This is a genomic window from bacterium (assembly GCA_026708055.1).
Lineage (GTDB): Bacteria > Actinomycetota > Acidimicrobiia > Acidimicrobiales > CATQHL01 > VXNF01.
Window position 1 is genome coordinate 111,469 of sequence record JAPOVS010000054.1, and the last position, 14,971, is coordinate 126,439.

General features: G+C 71.5%; 15 protein-coding genes. 2 read left to right on the forward strand and 13 right to left on the reverse strand.

Annotated elements, in window-relative coordinates; translation table 11 throughout:
* Positions 1-77 precede the first annotated feature (77 nt).
* From OXG55_12045 to OXG55_12060, 4 genes are all read right to left on the reverse strand, one after another.
* A complete protein-coding gene (locus tag OXG55_12045; protein MCY4103970.1) occupies positions 78-1,205 on the reverse strand; it encodes an ABC transporter permease in 1,128 nt (375 codons plus the stop codon).
* Positions 1,202-2,806 carry an ABC transporter ATP-binding protein gene (locus OXG55_12050; protein MCY4103971.1) on the reverse strand — a complete coding sequence of 535 codons (1,605 nt, stop codon included), beginning with the start codon at positions 2,804-2,806 and terminating at the stop codon, positions 1,202-1,204. Before OXG55_12050 ends, OXG55_12045 begins: the two co-directional genes overlap by 4 nt.
* A 97-nt stretch (positions 2,807-2,903) precedes the next feature.
* A complete protein-coding gene (locus OXG55_12055; protein ID MCY4103972.1) occupies positions 2,904-4,535 on the reverse strand; it encodes a hypothetical protein in 1,632 nt (543 codons plus the stop codon).
* A 268-nt stretch (positions 4,536-4,803) separates the two neighbouring features.
* A complete protein-coding gene (locus tag OXG55_12060) occupies positions 4,804-4,944 on the reverse strand; it encodes a hypothetical protein (GenBank protein ID MCY4103973.1) in 141 nt (46 codons plus the stop codon).
* A gap of 184 nt (positions 4,945-5,128) precedes the next feature.
* Here OXG55_12060 and OXG55_12065 point away from each other — a divergent pair, with 184 nt between their 5' ends.
* Positions 5,129-5,419, forward strand: coding sequence for a hypothetical protein (locus OXG55_12065; protein MCY4103974.1), 291 nt, complete (start codon positions 5,129-5,131; stop codon positions 5,417-5,419).
* Positions 5,416-5,805, forward strand: coding sequence for a hypothetical protein (locus OXG55_12070; GenBank protein MCY4103975.1), 390 nt, complete (start codon positions 5,416-5,418; stop codon positions 5,803-5,805). Before OXG55_12065 ends, OXG55_12070 begins: the two co-directional genes overlap by 4 nt.
* Positions 5,806-6,001: 196 nt before the next feature.
* Here OXG55_12070 and OXG55_12075 read toward each other — a convergent pair whose 3' ends face one another.
* The 9 genes from OXG55_12075 to OXG55_12115 form a co-directional block, all read right to left on the reverse strand.
* On the reverse strand, positions 6,002-7,591 hold the full coding sequence (locus OXG55_12075) for an AMP-binding protein (protein ID MCY4103976.1): 1,590 nt from the start codon (positions 7,589-7,591) through the stop codon (positions 6,002-6,004).
* 12 nt (positions 7,592-7,603) lie between these two features.
* The gene (locus OXG55_12080) at positions 7,604-8,047 is read right to left on the reverse strand and encodes an aspartyl protease family protein (protein ID MCY4103977.1); all 444 of its coding nucleotides are present in this window, start codon (positions 8,045-8,047) and stop codon (positions 7,604-7,606) included.
* Positions 8,048-8,223: 176 nt separating this feature from the next.
* Positions 8,224-9,867: a hydantoinase B/oxoprolinase family protein gene (locus tag OXG55_12085; protein MCY4103978.1), complete on the reverse strand. Its 1,644-nt coding sequence runs from the start codon at positions 9,865-9,867 to the stop codon at positions 8,224-8,226.
* The gene (locus OXG55_12090; protein ID MCY4103979.1) at positions 9,864-11,948 is read right to left on the reverse strand and encodes a hydantoinase/oxoprolinase family protein; all 2,085 of its coding nucleotides are present in this window, start codon (positions 11,946-11,948) and stop codon (positions 9,864-9,866) included. The genes OXG55_12085 and OXG55_12090 overlap by 4 nt, the downstream gene beginning before the upstream one ends.
* Entirely contained in the window at positions 11,941-12,378 is a 438-nt protein-coding gene (locus OXG55_12095) for a cupin domain-containing protein (protein ID MCY4103980.1), read from the reverse strand. The genes OXG55_12090 and OXG55_12095 overlap by 8 nt, the downstream gene beginning before the upstream one ends.
* Positions 12,379-12,409: 31 nt before the next feature.
* Positions 12,410-12,895, reverse strand: a complete 486-nt coding sequence (locus OXG55_12100; GenBank protein MCY4103981.1) for a VOC family protein — start codon at positions 12,893-12,895, stop codon at positions 12,410-12,412.
* Positions 12,896-13,092: 197 nt separating this feature from the next.
* Complete coding sequence (locus tag OXG55_12105) at positions 13,093-13,671, reverse strand: histidine phosphatase family protein (protein ID MCY4103982.1); 579 nt, start codon at positions 13,669-13,671, stop codon at positions 13,093-13,095.
* 58 nt (positions 13,672-13,729) lie between these two features.
* Positions 13,730-14,668: a bifunctional riboflavin kinase/FAD synthetase gene (locus OXG55_12110; GenBank protein ID MCY4103983.1), complete on the reverse strand. Its 939-nt coding sequence runs from the start codon at positions 14,666-14,668 to the stop codon at positions 13,730-13,732.
* A gap of 32 nt (positions 14,669-14,700) precedes the next feature.
* Positions 14,701-14,971: hypothetical protein (locus OXG55_12115; protein MCY4103984.1), on the reverse strand; the 271-nt coding region annotated here is incomplete at its 5' end.

The following is a 14,971-nucleotide window of genomic DNA, read 5'->3' on the forward strand; positions in this document are numbered from 1 at the left end:
TCGGGTGGCCGGGCTCTGGATTCCGGCCTTCACCGGAATGACGTGTCGGGGTGTCGGGAGCATTGCTCAGCAGTCTCCTAGACCCTGTCGGCGGCCGCGGCGAGCGTTCGCCGCCGGTCCCGGACGAACAGGATGGCGGGTGGCACCAGCAGGGCCAGCACCAGCAGTGCCTGCACGACCTTCGTGATGTCGCGGTCCACACCGGTCGCCGCCAGGAATCCCGACCCGGTGCGCAACGCGGCGAAGACGAACGCAACCGGGACCACCGCGAGCGGGTGATTCCGGCCCACGAGCGCCACGAGCAGTCCCTCCCAGCCGATGTTCACCGGGTAGTTGGGGGTGAGCCGGTAGTTCCCGAAGTCGCCGCCCGCCAGCATGAACGCCCCCGCCAGCCCGCAGAAGGCCCCGGAGACCACCAGCGCCAGGCCGCCGTAGCGCGCCTCGCTGACACCGGCCCGGTGCGCCGTGCGCGGGCCGCGGCCCAGCATTTGCAGGCGGAAACCCACGATCGTCCAGCGCAGCACGAGTGCCACGAGGATCGCCAGCAACAGCGCGACGAAAGCGGTCATGGGGAACTCGTTGCCGAACCAGTCGAGGCGGGGTATCCGTGTGTCCGGGCGCAACCGTTCACTGATCAGGTTCCGGTTGGCCTGGTCCGGAGTCGGATCCAGCAGGAGATTCTTGTTCTTCAGGCCGTAGCCCACCGCCTGCGCCGCGACGAACACCAGCAGAAGCGTGGTCAGCACCTCGGGCATGCGCCGCTGATAGCGCAGGACCGCGGCGATGCCCGCCCAGATCGCCCCGCCGGCCACGCCGGCCAACATGATGAGGAACAGCACGCCTGGACCGCCCACGCCGATGTGGGTCGCGACGTAGGTTCCGAGCGCAGCACCGACGAACAGTTGCCCCTCTTGGCCAAGGTTCACTAGCCCGGCTCTGGCGTTGATGATCGTGCCGAGGGCCACCAGCAGCAGCGGAATGGCCACGCCGATCGTGGTGCCCCAGCGCCCCGGGCCGCGCACGCTGCCGTCCAGCAGCGCCGACAGCACGCTCGTCCACGAACCCCCGGTGGCGAGCAGCACCAGCGCAGCCACCACGAGTGCGACGGCGATGCTGCCGAGATAGATGCCCAGCACCGTGGCGCCCTCACGGGCACGGTCGTAGCGCGCGTTGCCGGCACGCGCGGCGGCGTCCACGGAACTCACGAGGCCGCCTCCTCCTGTGCGCCGCTCATCAGCAGCCCGAGCCGTTCGACATCGAGGTTGGCGCGATCCATCTCACCGACGATCCGCCCCCGGAAGATCACGACGATCCGATCGGCGAGGTCCAGCACCTCCTCCAGTTCCGTGGAGATGAGGAGCACGCCCACGCCGCCTGCCGCTGCCTCCCGGAGGCGCTCGGAGACGTACTCGATGGCCCCGACGTCGAGTCCCCGCGTCGGCTGGGCCGCCACCAGGATCGCGGGGTCGCCGCTGAGCTCACGTGCCAGCACGACACGTTGTTGGTTCCCGCCCGACAGCGACCACATCGGGGCATCCGCTCCGGGCGTCTGGATCCCGAACTGCTCGATGAGCCGCTCGGCGTGTACCTGGCGGCCGGCGCGGTCCAGCAAGGCGCGGCCGGCGCGGTCGAGCAGGGCCCGGCCCGTTCGGGCTCGCGGCGGCGAGACGAGCGTCAGGTTCTCGGCCACGGTCATGTCCAGCACGCACCCGGACTCGTGGCGATCCGCCGGCACCACCGCCACCCCGGCAGCGGCCATCGCGCCGGCACGACCGGTCGGCGGCTCGGTGTCACCAACCTGCACCGTGCCGCTCTCGAGCGGGAGCAGGCTGGACAGCAGATCGCTGAGCGCGGCCTGGCCGTTCCCCTCCACGCCGGCGACCCCCACGATCTCTCCCGGGTACACCTCGAGAGACAGTCCGTCCAGCAGCGTGCGCCCGTCGCGGCCGCGGGCCGTCGCACCGCGGACCTGTAGCACCGGCGGGGATCCGGCGGCTCCGGCCGTGCTGCCGCTCGCCGTTCCCTGCGCCGCCGCGCCGTCCTCGAAGCCCTCGATGTGACCCAGGGCCGCGCCTTCCGAGCGCAGCGACACCGGACGCCCCACCATCGCCCGCGCCAGACCCGGAGCGTCGGCGTCGGCGGTCTCCCGGCGATCCACCACGGCGCCGGCACGCATAATCGTGATTCGGTCGGTTGCGGCCAGCACCTCGTCCAGCTTGTGGCTGACCAGGGCGACCGCCTTGTTCTCCTGTTCCACAACGCGGCGAAGCACCGCGAACAACTGTTCGGACTCCCCCGGCGTGAGAACCGACGTGGGCTCGTCGAGGATGACGATCGCCGGATCGCGCCGCAGGCACTTGATGATCTCCACGCGCTGGCGCAGGCCGGCGCTCAGGTCGCTGATTCGCTCGTCGGGGTCGATCGCCAGGCCGTAGCGCTCGCTGATCTCGCCGACTCGCCGCTTCGCCGCCGCCGAGTCGAGGCGGACGCGCTCGCCAAGGATGACGTTCTCCCAGACCGTGAGCGGCTCCACCAGGCTGAAGTGCTGGTGAACCATGCCGATGCCCAACTCGGCGGCCTCAGCGGGATCGGTGATGCGACACTGGTCGCCATTGATGCGGATCGCGCCGGCGTCGGGCAGCACGAGGCCGATCAGCACCTTCATGAGCGTCGACTTGCCGGCACCGTTCTCGCCGAGGATCCCGTGGATCTCGCCGCGCTCCAGCGCCAGATCCACGCTGTCGCAGGCAACCACCGCGCCGAAGCGCTTGGTGATGCTCTGCACCTCAGCCGCGGGTGAGGTCATCGAGCGAGGAGTTTCCTGCGCGTGCGGCAGGCCCGCCTTGGGAGTCCCATCCCCCGGTGGCGGGCCTGCCGTCTCGTCTGTTCGACTGCTGCGGTGTCTAGAAGCCGTACGCCTCGGCCTTGATGGCGAAGAACGCCTCGGCGTAGGTGCCAGCGGCGATCCGTGCCAACTCGGCGTCGAACTCCGCCTGCTGCTCGGGCGTGGCGTCACACATCTTGGCGCCCACGAACGGGAACGCCCCCACGCTGAACAGGAAGCTCTCGCCCTCGCCGAATGCGCCGTCGGCGATGAGTTCGAGCAGCGTGGCGATGTAGTCGCCCGCGTCGAACTGCACGGCGATGTCGTAGTGCAGGTCGGTGCGCTCGCAGACGTCGGATGCACCGGCGGACATCGTGATGATGCCCTCTTCGTTGGCCAGCGCGACCACCGGCTCGTGCGCACCGCCGAGATACGGATAGACGGCGTCGGCACCCTCGGCAGCGGAGCTGTTGAAGGCCTCGGTCGCCCCGGCGATGTTGTCGAAGTCGAACGGGTACCTGCCGGTCGGCACGTAGGTCGCCGTGAAGCTCTCGTCCACCGCCTTGAGGCCCATCTCGAAGGTCAGGTAGGACTCCACCTCGAAGGGCAGGTCGCAGCAGCCGATGAAGTGGGCGCTGTCGCCGCCGCTATCGCGCAGCAGCAGGCCCGTGGCGTAGCCGGCGCTGTAGCCTATCTGCGCGCCGTCGTCCTGGGACTGGGCGAGGCCCGGAAGCTCCTGGTAGCCCGCGCCGCAGTTGCAGTACCAGAAGATCTCCGGGTACTCCTCGGTAAGGGTCGCAAGAGGCTCGGCAATCTCACCCGCGCCGACGGCCAGGACGTCCACATTCTGTTCGGCCAGGTTGCGGAGCTCGGTTGCGGCGTCGGCTGGCTGGATGTTGTCGACGATGATCGGGGCGGAGAACCCGTTGGCGGCGGAGAAGTCCTCGACGGTCTCGACGAGGGCCTGGTAGTAGGCGCCGTCGTCGCGCGGCCCGGCGGTCGCCACACCGAAGAGCACGTCACCGTCGCCGTTCATGTCGAGCGCCGCGATCATGGCGTCCCGCATGAGCATCTCGGTCTGTGCCTGCGCCTCGGCGGCTTCCGCTTGGGCGGCGGCGGCCTCAGCCTGAGCTGCTTCCGCTTCCGCTTGCGCCGCTGCGGCCTCAGCCTGGGCTGCAGCGGCATCAGCACGGGCCTCTTCGGCTTCCGCCTGCGCGGCAGCAGCCTGCTCGCGTGCGGCGTCGGCTTCGGCCTGGGCGGCGGCGGCGTCTGCCGAAGCTGCGTCGGCGGCAGCCTGGGCGGCGGCGAGAGCCTCCTCGGCAGCCGCGACGGCCGCCTGGTTGCCCTCGGCCGTGGCCTGTGCGAGGTCGGCGGCCACCTGGGACGCCTCCGCGGCCAACAGCGCCGCCTCGGCGGCAGCGGTCGCCGCGGCGGCCTCGGCGCCTGCTGCGGTGGCTTCGGCTCCGGCGGCGGCCGCGTCGGCGGCGGCTGCTGCAGCGTCGGCGGCCGTGGCTCCGAGCCCGGCTAGCGCCTCGCCGGCATCAGCGGCGGCCGCATCGGCCACGTTCATCGCCGAGTCCGCGGCCTGCGACGCCGCCGAAGCAGCGGAGGCCGCGGCGTCGGCTGTCTCAGTGTCGGCGCATGAAGCCGCCAGCAGTCCCGCGACGGCGACGGACAAGAGAAGAAGTGATGTGCGTTTTGGTTGTCTCATGGGTTGTTCCCCTCTGTCGGGATTGAAGGCGCCGGATTCGGGCACCTGCTTCTCTACCGGCCAATTGGTCATGCATCATGCCACACGCGCGGAGAGGCAGCGATTGGCCAGACCCTAACGGCCGGTGCCGACACCTCAGGCGCCGGCGGCCGCTCGCCCGGCCAGCAGGAACTTGCGGATCTTGCCGACCGATGTGCGGGGCAACTCGTCCAGCAACCTCAGGTCGCGCGGCCTGGCGGCCTCGCCGAGGCGCTCGTCGCACCAGGCATCAGTTCGACGGTGCTGGGGGCCGCGCCGGGTGCGCCAGATGCTCTCCAGTGGCGCGCTGGTGGGTCAGCGTGTTGGCGGTGTCTGGGTGGTCGACGAGCACGCTGTGCGGGTGGCCGCTGGTGCTCGGCGACCTGCTCATCGGCCGTGGAGCGCTGCTTCGGCGTGGGCGGTGCTCGGGTTGGCGTGCGGCGAGGAGCCCGACGGCTCGGCCACGGCGCGCCGTCGGGCCCGCGAGCGCTACGCCCGCGGACTTCCCGAGTTGCTCGACCAGCCGGTTCTACGCCCACCCGGCAGCGGTCCCGCGGATCGCGGATCGCCCTGGTGTGGTCCGCACAGGCGCCAGCGCGGCGTCCGAGCACGGCCTGGACCTCGCCGGCGCGGGCCCCCTCGACGCGTACGTTCGCGCCGGCGAGTTGGAACCCCTGCTCAAGGAAGTGCCGATGGAGGAACGTGCCGACACCTGCAACGTGCGCCTGCGCGCTGTGCAGGACGCCTGCTGGCCGTTCCCGCCCGGAACCGCGGCAGCGCCGCTTGCTGTCGTCGCCGTGGATCTCGCAGAATCCCCCAACGCTCGCGAGCGCCGCCTCGGCGTCGAACTGCTCGGACGCCTGTGAACGTCCCGCGGCTGTCGGGGCCGCCGCTGGCGTTGCCCGCCTCTCGGGGGCCGGCCGGCGAGATCTGGACCACATTGTGCGAACTTGCCGCCGCCAAGCCCGACGGCTGGACCCTGATCGGCGGACAGATGGTGCTGCTGCACGCCCTCGAGCGCGACGCCGAGCCGACTCGCACCTCGACCGATCTGGACATCTTGGTCAACGCTCGGATCGTCGTCGGCGCTGTGGGAGCCTTCGTCAGCCTCATCGAGACGCTCGGGTTCACGATCGCGTCGCCCGACCACGCCGTCTGGACCGACTTCGCGGGGCCCGCCGCGGCCCGGGCCAGGCTGGCCCTGCGCACCCTGCTCCCCGGCGCGTCGCCGGCCGCCAGTCCCACCACATGAGGACGAAGACACGAATGGGCTCGAAGGCAGCCAAGATCACCCGGATGGCCGCGATCCGCAGGGGCGCGACGACCCGGGGACGGGAGACCCGGTTCCAGATACCGACCAGCCGGCGGGGACGGACGATTCAGATGGTACGCAGCCTTCGTGGTCGCCTCATAGGCGTCCGGAAGACCGGTTAGCGGATCCGCGTCGCTCAGTTGTCTCGGGCGGCGCGATCGGCGAGCAGGAACTTGCGGATCTTGCCGACCGACGTGCGGGGGAGTTCGTCCAGCAACCTCAGCTCGCGGGGCATGGCCGCCTTGCCGAGGCGCTCGTCGCACCAGGCCATCAGCTCGGCGGTGCTGGGGGGCCGCGCCGGGTCTCGGGCCACCACGAACCCCACCGGCACCTCGTCGCGGACCGGATCGGGCCGGCCCACCACGGCGGCCTCCAGCACACCGGGATGTGCGGCCAGCACCGCCTCCACGGCGACGACCGACACGTTCTCGCCCGACACCTTCAGCACCTCGCTGCGGCGGCCGTCGAAGTAGTAGTGGCCCGCTGCATCACGGCGCGCCCGGTCGCCGGTCAGCAACCAGCCGTCGCGGAACGAGGCTTCGGTGTTCTCCGGGTCGTCCAGGTACCCCGAGAACAGGGTAATGCCGCGCTCACCGCCCACGACGAGCTCGCCGACCTGGCCGTCGGGAACCGGCCCGCCGGCAGCATCGGTGATGTCGACCAGGCAGCCCGGCGTCTGCTGCCCCATCGAGGACGGCACGGGATCGGTGCGGGGGTTGGTCAGCGCGGCCGGCAGGGTCTCGGTCATGCCCCAGAGCTGGCGGGGCAGGCAGCCGAACAGCTCGGAGAGCTGCGCGTACTGGTCGTCGTTCACGTTCTGGGCGTACCAGCAGTGATCCAGGCTGAGCTTCGGACCAGCGGCGCCGCGGGCGAGGATCATGCGCATCGGCGCGGCGAAGAGGCTGGCCGCGGTGGCCTCCCCGGCGGCGGCCTGGGCGCAGAAGCGGCTCGCCGAGAAGGCCGGCTGCAGCACCACCGCGGCGCCGCACCAGATGGCCGCGGCGAAGGAGTAGTACTGCGCGTTGCCGTGGAAGAGCGGCAGCACCACCAGCAGCCGGTGCCCCGGGCCGAAGCCCGCCCGCTCGGCCATGATCTTGCCACAGAAGGCGTAGTTGGCCTGCGTGATCTCGGTGCCCTTGGGCCGACCGGTGGTGCCGGAGGTGAACATCACCGCAGCTACATCGCGCAGGCCGTGGTCGGGACGGGCAGGCGCAGCGGCGCAGCGTCCGGTGTCGCCGATCACGCCGTCGAGGTGCGGGGCATGCTCGTCGACCGCCACGACCTCCGTGGCGAGTCCGGGTGCCAGCTCTGCGGCCTCGGCGGTCGCCTTGCGGTATTCCCCGGCCCGGTCGGCGGCGCAGAATCCCACCGCCGGGTTCGTCCGCGAGATGTGCCCCGCCAGTTCAGGCACCCGCCCGAACGGGTCCGAGGGCACCATGACGGCGCCCAGCCGCACCGCCGCCAGCCAGACGGCCACGAACGTCGGCCCGTTGGCCAGCGCCATGTGCACCGCACGACCGGGCCGCACCCCCGCTGCGTGCAGACGGACCGCCACGGCGTCGACAGCGCGGTCGAAGTCCCCGTAGCTCCACTCGGCAACAGCGCCGTCCGGCGCCGCATAGCGCAGGAACAGTCCCCCGGGATCCCGCGCCACGGCGCGATCCCAGACCTCGGCGAACGTCACCGCCTCCGGCCAATGACCCGGCGTCGCCCTCCGACCCGTCACCTTCGGGGAACCTCAGGCAGCCGTCGCGTCCGGGACGCGGTCTGGTGCGCGGAGGCGATTGCAGGCAGGCGCCCGGCCGAGTGGGGTCGAGGCGTCCGCTGCGAGCATGAACGCGTCCACGGCCATCAGCCGACCGTTTACCGGGTCGACACCCAGACCGAATATCTCCAGGGTGACGGCACCGAGGAGCGGCAGCGAGTGCTCGTCCCAGAACACGACCGGCGATATGCGCTCCCTGCGGTCGAGTCGCATCCAGGTTTGGCCGAATCCCCGCTCCACACGGCTGCCGTCGGCCAGGACGAATGTCTGTGAGTCGTGCGGCGTCACACCCAGGCGTTCGAGGATCGACGCCGGCAGCACGGTGTACGTCGCGCCCGAATCGACCATGGCCTCTACCTCCTCGTAGCGGCGGCCCTGTGGATCCGCGACCCCCAGCGTGACGGTGAACGTTCCCATCAGTCCTCCAGGTTCATCTGCGACAGCCGACGAGAACCTTAGGCGTCCCCGCGTTCGATGGCAACATTGATGTTATCAAATGTCATGTCACATCTTTTCGCCTGGCTTCTTGACCCGCACGGTGGGATGCCTGAGACGAGGAGGATCGGCGCGCTGGCAACGATGCGCCTGCGGTGCTACGAGCGATCCGGGTCACCTCCGATGGGTGCAGCCGGGGGGCCGTAGCCGCCTCCGCCGGGGAGGTCGAGGCGGACCACGTCGTCGGGGCCGAGGCTGAGGCGGGCCTGCGTGGTGACCGGCTCGCCGTTGACGCAGAAGCGGCCCGCCGCGCCCGGCTCGCCACCGTCGAGACCCTGGGGGGCCGCGGTGAGGCGGCTCGTGACGGCGTTGAGCTGCCACTCCCGGTCGGTGTCGACCAGGAACTCGATGGTCTGGCCGTCGCCGCCGGGCTGCCGTCCGGCGCCGCCGGAGCCCACCCGCAACTCCTTGCGCAGGAAACGGATGGGCGCCGAGGCCTCCACGACCTCCACCGGCACCGCGGCCACGCCCGTGGGGTACGAGCAGGCCGACAGCCCCGGCTTGGCGGCCCGCCCGCCGACGCCGCCGGCGTAGGTGAACATGGCGGTGATGAAGGGGCTGCCGTCGGGGTGGGCGCCGCTGACCTGCATGGTCCACACCGCACCGGATCCCTCCGCCATGGCCTGGGAGGGCTTGAGGGGCGCCAGGGCCTTCAGCAGGGCGTTGGGCAGGAACATGCCGACCACGTGGCGCGCCGTGCAGGGCTGGGGCGACACCGCGTTGACGATCGACCCTTCGGGTGCCGCCAGGCGGATCGGGGCCAGGCTGCCGTGGTTGTTGGGGATCTCGGGATTCAACATAGACCGGACGGTGAACGTGGTGTAGGCGTGCGTGTAGTTGCGCACGACGTTGATCCCCCAGCGGCTCGCCGCGGACGAGCCCTCGTAGGAGACCAAGATCTCGCCCAGTTCCGGATCGACGGTCACCTCGCAGTGGATGATCACCATCGAGCCGTCGGCGAGGTCCAGCAGCGCCTCCGCCTCGTGCGTGCCCGCCGGCAGGGCGCGGATGCTCTCGCGGGTGGCCTCCTCGGAACGCTCGATGATCTCGTCGGCCAGGTCGTCGATGTCGTCGAGGCCCCAAGCGTCGCAGAGGGTCTGCAGGCGCTCCGCCCCCACCGCGGCGGAGGCCATCTGGGCGTGGAGATCTCCGGCGACGTGGTCGGGCGTGCGGACGTTGGAGAGGATGAAGCTCCACACGTCGCTGTTCCGCTCGCCGGCTGCCATGAGCTTGCAGATGGGGATCCAGAGCCCCTCCTCGAACACGTCCCGCCCGCCGGCGCCGATGCCGTAGCCGCCCACGTCGGAGTGGTGGATGGTGGAGCAGAAGAAGGCGATGAGCCGCCCGCCGCGGAACACCGGCGTCATGACCGTCACGTCGAGCAGCTGGCCGCACGTCTTGTAGGGGTCGTTGGTGATGAGCACGTCGCCCGGCGCCAGCGTCTCGGCGGGATGCTCGGCCAGCACGGCCACGACGCCCATGGCCAGGGAGTTGATGTGGCCGGGCGTGCCGGTCACGGCCTGGGCGACCATGCGCCCCCTCGGGTCGAACAGGCCGTTGGCGAGGTCACCGGCCTCCCGCACGATGGGGCTGAACGCCGAGCGCTGCAGGGCGGTGGCCTGCTCGTTGACCGTGGAGATGATGCTCTGCCAGAGAACCTGCAGATCGACGCCGTCGAAGCGCCGCCTCGGTGCGCCGGAGGCGGACATCGTGTCTCCGGGACTCCCGGCCGCTGAACTCATGCCGCCTCCTCCCGCTGCGCCAGCATGCTGCCGTCGGCGCTGACCTCGACGGTCCAGCCGGGGCGGATCACGACGGTCGTCTCGGCCTCGGAGATGATGACCGGGCCATCGAGGCGCGTTCCCGCCGGCAGCCCGGCGCGCTCGTAGACCGCCACGTCGTCGGGTCCGCGGTCCCGACCGAAGCGCACCGTGCGCCGCTCGATCGGAGGAGCCTCGCCGCCGGCGGGCACCGCAAGGTCGGGCGCCACACCGGTGACCGGCGCCCACGCCGACAGCCGCCACGTCACGACCTCGGCGGGCACGTCGTCGATCGTGAGCCCGTAAACCCGTTTGTACTCGGCCTCGAAGGCGGCCAATGTCTCGGCGTCGTCGGTGGGCCATTCGGGTCCCTCGCCCAACCAGACGGTGATCTCGTTGCCCTGACCGCGGTAGCGGACGTCGATGCCGTAGCGGAAGCGCACCTCGGAGGCGGGAACGCCCGCCCCCCCCAGAACGCGCCGCCCCTCGCTGCGCATGGACTCCAGGAGCTCGCTGGCGTCGTCGCTTCGCAGGTCGGTCAGGGGCCGCAGCAGGCTGCGGGCGAGGTCGATGCGCACGGGGGTGACGAGGGTCCCGAAGGCCGACAGCACGCTGGCGTGGGGCGGGAACACCACCCGCGAGGACTCCACCAGCTCGGCCACCCGGCAGGCGTGCACGGGTCCTGCCCCGCCGAAGGCCAGCAGCGTCACGCCCCGCAGGTCCACGCCCCGCTCGACGGCGTGCATGCGCGCCGAGGCGGCCATGTTCTGGTCCACGACCTCCACGATGCCCGAGGCGAGGCTCTCGGCGGTGAGGTCGAGGCGCTCGGCGAGCGGTTCGGCGGCCGTGCGCGCCGCCTCGGTGTCCAGCGGCATCTCGCCGCCCAGGAAGGCCTCGGCGCTGAGATAGCCCACGAGCAGGTCGGCGTCGGTCACCGCGGGCGCCGTGCCGCCGCGCCCGTACGAGGCCGGCCCCGGGTCGGCGCCCGCCGAGACGGGACCGACACGCAGCAACCCCAGATCGTCGACCCGCGCCAGGCTCCCGCCCCCGGCGCCGATCTCCACGAGGTCGACCGAGGGCACCAGCACCGGGTAGCCGGACCCCTTCTTGAAGCGATACACCCGGGCGATCTCGAAGGAGGAGGTGAGCGCCGGTTCGAAGTCCTCGATGAGACAGGCCTTCGCCGTGGTGCCGCCCATGTCGAAGCACAGCAGGCGATCCTCCCCGAGCCGCTGCGAGTACCACGTGCCGGCCAGCGCCCCGGCCGCGGGACCCGACTCCACGAGGCGGATCGGCACGCGTGCGGCCTCGGTGGCGGCGACCACCCCCCCGTTCGAGAGCATCATCAGCACCGAGCCGCCGAATCCCTCCGCAGCGAGCCAGCGCTCTAAGTCGTTCAGATAGGTGCCCAGCACGGGCATGGCGGCGGCGTTGCAGGCCGTCGTCATCATGCGCGGGTACTCCCGGATCTGCGGCGCCACCTCCGCCGACAGGCAGACGGGCACACCGAGCGCCGCCGCCAGGCGCTCCCCCGCCGCCCGCTCGTTGGCGCCGTTCATGTAGGAGTTCACGAAACACACACCCACGGCCTCCACCTCGGCGGCGGCCAGTTTGGCGGCGATTCCGTCGAGTTCGGCGACGCCGGGGGCCCTCAGCACCTCACCCCGGGCGTTCACCCGCTCGTCGAGCTCGAGGATCCGCTCCCGCGGGATCGGCGGGTCGGGGAACTCGATCTGCAGGTCGTACATGTCGTAGCGGTGCTCGTCCCGGATCGCCAGCGTGTCGGCGAAGCCCCGCGTCACGACGAGGGCCGCACGTCCGGCGCGGCGCTGCACCAGCGCATTGGTGACCAGCGTGGTGGCGTGCACGATCGGAGCGGTCACCTCGGCGGCCGCCACCCCGGCACGATCCAGCACGCTGGCGATGGCCGTCTGCACCGCCTCGAGCGGGTTGGCCGGCGTGGTCAGTTCCTTGCCGACGACGACGCGGCCGCTGTCGGCGTCGAGCAGGACGGTGTCGGTGAACGTGCCGCCGATGTCGACGGCGAGGCGCCAGTCAGCCATCAGCGGCGGGTTCCCGCACAGCCTGCGTCGCGGCGGCGTAGCCCTCCAGCAGGTCGTCGCGGGGCGGGGCGAAGACGTCGAGGATCCAGCACTCGTTGTACTCCTCGTCGCCCACGAAGACGCTGTCGCCGTGCCACACGCCCTTGTAGGCCAGGTACGAGTCGCCCGGGCCCAGCACCGTCCGCTCCCGCTCGCCGGGCGGGCCCGCTTCGTCGCCGATGCGGAAGTCCAACGCGCCGCGCACGATGATGCCGAGCTGCTCGTGGTCGGGATGGTTGTGCAGGTACGACCCGGGCGTGCCCCCGGCGATGCGCCAGAAGCACAGCTGCAGGCCGTCGCCGGTGATCACCCGGCGGCGGAACCCGGGACGGGCCGTCTCAATGAACGCCTCCTCGTCGAGGAAGAACACTGTCTGGCGGCTGAGATCCACGCGGTTGCCTTTCCCCTGCAGCGGCGCGGGCTCAGCTGAGGCCGACGGCGGCGAAGCGCTCGCGCTCGGCCGGAAGGTCCAGCGGTTCGACGATGGCCTGATGCTCGGCGTCGCCCCAGTGCTCGGGCGGCACCAGCCACATGACCTCGAACTCCAGGCCGTCGGGGTCGCGGGCGTAGAGGCTCTTGTTGCATCCGTGGTCGCTCGCCCCCACCAGGGCACCGGTGGCCTGCAGGCGCCGCCGCGCCTCATCCAGGGCCTCCAGAGTGGGCACCTCCCAGGCGATGTGGTACAGGCCGACGGTGCGCCGGCCGGCCTCCGACGCCCCCGCCTCCTCGCCGACGCTGAAGAAGGCGATGTCGTGGTGGTTCTCCGACTCGGGCGCCCGCATGAAGGCGAACGCCCCGCCGGGCCCGTCGATGACCGGCTCGAAGCCCAGCAAGTCGGCGTAGAACTCGGCGTGGCGCCGGGCGTCGCGCACGTAGAGCACGGCGTGGTTCATGCCGGTGATCCGCATCGTCGCTCCCCTCGTTCGGCTCCCGCACCGCGCGACGGCTCAGGATAACGCGGGCGACCGCCGGGCCTGCCGGCCCGGCTGGCCGGACGGAGGCCGGCCCGCCGTGTCAGGGGCGCTGGATTCTGGCCCCGGATCAAGTCCGGGGCTGGCTCTGCGCCGGAACGACAGGGGCGCTCCGGTCCTCGCTCGGGGTCGGCTCAGGAGGCCTCGGTGCGCTCGTTGAACCCCAGCAGCACCAACGCCGGAGGGACTTGCGCCACGACCGACACCGAGGCCTGGCGCAGGTACATGCGCAGGATCCCCGAGGCCGCTGTGCCCAGCGTCCACGACACGACGGCCTTGATGGGGTTGGCGTGCGAGCACATCAGAACCGTCTGGTTCGCCGAGGCCGCCAGGATCTCCTTGGCCGCCGCCACCGAGCGTTCGTAGACCTCGGTCAGGGACTCGCCGCCTGCGGGGGCATAGCCGGGGTCGGCCGACCAGGCGTCGAACAACTCCCCGGAGGCCACAGGCACCGGGGTTCCTTCCAGTTCGCCGTAGTCCATCTCGGCCAGGCGGTCGTCTGTGGTCGCGTCGGTTCCGAACCCGGCGAGCGCCACGGTCTCCCGGGCGCGCCGGCGCGGGCTGCTGACGACCTTGTCGATCTTCCAGTGCCGCCGCACGTAGTCGCCCGCCTCGACCGCCTGCCGGCGCCCCACGTCGTCCAGCGGCAGATCGCTGGCACCCTGCAGCAGCCGGCGCCGGTTCAGATCGGTGCGCCCGTGGCGCAGCAGCACCAGATACGTCTCCGCCCCCCGCCCCGAAGAACTCGGCAACCCCGCGGCGGCGGCCCTCTCAGTCGATCTCGGCGACGATCCGCCGGGCATTCTCCACGTCTTTCTTCAGTTGCGCCGCCAGCGCGTCGATGCCGCTGAACCGCCGCTCGCTGCGCAGGAAGCGCAGGAACTCCACCTGCACCTCGTGGCCGTAGAGGTCGTCGTCGAAGTCCAGCAGGTGCGCCTCGAGGATCGAGTGCTCGGCGTGCTCGAAGAAGGTCGGGCGGCGCCCGATGTTGATGGCGCAGCCGTAGCGGGCGCCGTCGCTGTCACAGAAGAGCCCCGCGTAGACGCCGTCGGCGGGCCACGCCCTGTCGGTGGCCACGGGGATGTTCGCCGTGGGGAACCCGACGGTGACGCCGCGGCGGTCGCCCTCGATCACAACGCCTCTGATGGCGTACGGGCGGCCCAGCATGTGGGCCACGTCGGCCACCCTGCTGCCGGCCAGCGCCCGGCGGATGGCCGTGGAGGACACCGGCTCGGGAGCGTTGGGGAACCGGTACAGATCGACGGCCTCGACGTCGAATCCGCGGCGGGCGCCGGCGATGCGCAGCGTGCCGGTGGAGCCCTCCCTGTTGCTGCCGAAATGGAAGTCCGCACCGGCCACGACCAACCGTGCGTTCAGCCCCGCCACCAGCACTTCACCGATGAACTCCTCGGCGGAGGTGGCGGCCAGCCGGTCGCCGAAGGGCAGCACGACGGCTCGCTCCATACCCAGCGCCTCGAACAGCTCGAGCTTCTGGCGCAGGTCCGTGAGCAGCAGCGGGGCGTTCTGGGGGCGCAGCGTGAAAGCCGGATGGGTGTCGAAGGTGACCACCGTGGGGCAGAGGCCCTCGGCGGCGGCCCGCTCGACGACCCGGCCGAGGATCTGCTGGTGCCCGACGTGGACGCCGTCGAACACGCCGACCGCGACTGCTGACGGCGGCGAGGCGGCAGGCGGCGCGTCCAGGACGAGCATACGGATGCGAGGCTACCGGCGCGGCCCGAGCCTCAGAGGGCGGCGAGGACGAGCTGCACGATCCGCCACCCCACGTAGACGACCGTCGCCGCCACGACCAGCCAGAAGTGCCACGGGGCACGCACCTCCTCGGTGGACTCGCCGGCGTCGGGCGCCAGGTCGGCTTGCTCGGTGGGCTCGCCGCACGCCGGGCAGGTGCCGCCGACCTCCAGCGCAGCGGGGGTGAAGTAGCGCTGGCAGGGTCCGCACCAGGGCACGGGCGGCGCTCGGGCGGCTCTAAGTGCGGCGGACGGCCAGGATGGC

What these genes read in the sequence shown, in the direction of transcription:
- OXG55_12060 (MCY4103973.1), bottom strand. Translation starts at nt 4,944, where the DNA reads ATGAGCAGGTCGCCGAGCACCAGCGGCCACCCGCACAGCGTGCTCGTC.
- OXG55_12100 (MCY4103981.1), bottom strand. Translation starts at nt 12,895, where the DNA reads ATGCGGATCACCGGCATGAACCACGCCGTGCTCTACGTGCGCGACGCC.
- OXG55_12055 (MCY4103972.1), bottom strand. Translation starts at nt 4,535, where the DNA reads ATGAGACAACCAAAACGCACATCACTTCTTCTCTTGTCCGTCGCCGTC.
- OXG55_12085 (MCY4103978.1), bottom strand. Translation starts at nt 9,867, where the DNA reads ATGAGTTCAGCGGCCGGGAGTCCCGGAGACACGATGTCCGCCTCCGGC.
- OXG55_12080 (MCY4103977.1), bottom strand. Translation starts at nt 8,047, where the DNA reads ATGGGAACGTTCACCGTCACGCTGGGGGTCGCGGATCCACAGGGCCGC.
- OXG55_12050 (MCY4103971.1), bottom strand. Translation starts at nt 2,806, where the DNA reads ATGACCTCACCCGCGGCTGAGGTGCAGAGCATCACCAAGCGCTTCGGC.
- OXG55_12110 (MCY4103983.1), bottom strand. Translation starts at nt 14,668, where the DNA reads ATGCTCGTCCTGGACGCGCCGCCTGCCGCCTCGCCGCCGTCAGCAGTC.
- OXG55_12090 (MCY4103979.1), bottom strand. Translation starts at nt 11,948, where the DNA reads ATGGCTGACTGGCGCCTCGCCGTCGACATCGGCGGCACGTTCACCGAC.